At 43.2% G+C, this 1161-nt stretch carries 1 protein-coding gene; it reads left to right on the plus strand.

The window, feature by feature from the left end:
* Positions 1-215 precede the first annotated feature (215 nt).
* A complete protein-coding gene (locus GVN20_RS29485; RefSeq protein ID WP_310586861.1) occupies positions 216-1136 on the plus strand; it encodes a transposase in 921 nt (306 codons plus the stop codon).
* The last annotated feature ends 25 nt before the right edge of the window (positions 1137-1161 follow it).

The raw sequence follows: 1161 nt of genomic DNA on the forward strand, positions 1-1161 counted from the left end.
TTTTCCCATTCGCAATCAGCGTGTTACACTCTGTATCAAGGGCCGTCGATGGGAAATTAAGGATACCGGTGCGATAGTGAATAGGGATTGGAATATAGTACAACAGGGGACTCGAATGACGAAAGAGTTCGCTGATTTTTTAAAAGGACTGTATTGATAATCATCCTGTTAGTTGTTCGCAATTAGGCAAATACTTTCATTTGGATGGTAAGCAACTGCAAGAACAGTATAAAAACCATATCAGTGATTATAAGGATTGGAAACAGCGTGAACATGCGGCTGAATGGCTTTTATATCCTGAAAATGCGGGTTCACATCTAAGCATTGATGAGACCTCGCTGTCCAATGGTGAACTTTATACGATTGTAACCAATAAGGCTGCTAAAGGTCGAAAAGGTTCATTGGTAGCGATGGTCAAGGGAACGCAGGCAAGCTCAGTTATCGACGTTTTGAGCAAGATTCCAAAGCGTATTCGAGGCAAAGTTCAGGAGGTGACCTTGGACATGGCTGCCAACATGGGCATGATTGTAAGTCGCTGTTTCCCAAAGGCATCAAAGGTCATCGACCGTTTTCACGTCCAGAAATTGGCTTATGATGCAGTTCAGGAAGTGAGAATTAAATACCGATGGGAAGCATTGGAACAGGAAAATCAAGCGATTGAAGCTGCAAAGCAAGGTGCCTTGCCTTATCAACCTGAAATTCTTGCCAACGGCGATACACTCAAACAGCTGCTGGTTAGGAGCAGGTATTTATTATTCAAACATCATGATAAATGGACTGGCTCGCAGGTCGGGCGTTCGAGGCTACTTTTCGAGCGTTATCCGGTTATTGAACAGGCCTACAAGCTGGCAACCGGATTAGGGACAATCTTTCGGACGGGTAAAAACAAAGAACAGGCCTTCAAAAAATTGGCGCTTTGGTACAATGAAATCGAAGAATGCGGCCTTGATTCTTTTAAAACCGTCGCAAGGGCTATTCAAACACATTATTTGGACATCCTAAACTTCTTCAATAACAGAAGCACCAACGCTTCGGCCGAGTCTTTTAATGCTAAGATCAAGGCATTTCGATCATCTTCCCGAGGTGTCAGGGATATTCCATTCTTCTTATTTAGATTGACGAAATTATATGCTTAGCTTCCCCAAGAATTCAGCTTGAGCC

Origin of the sequence: Runella sp. CRIBMP (genome assembly GCF_009905605.1) — a bacterium.
GTDB lineage: Bacteria > Bacteroidota > Bacteroidia > Cytophagales > Spirosomataceae > Runella.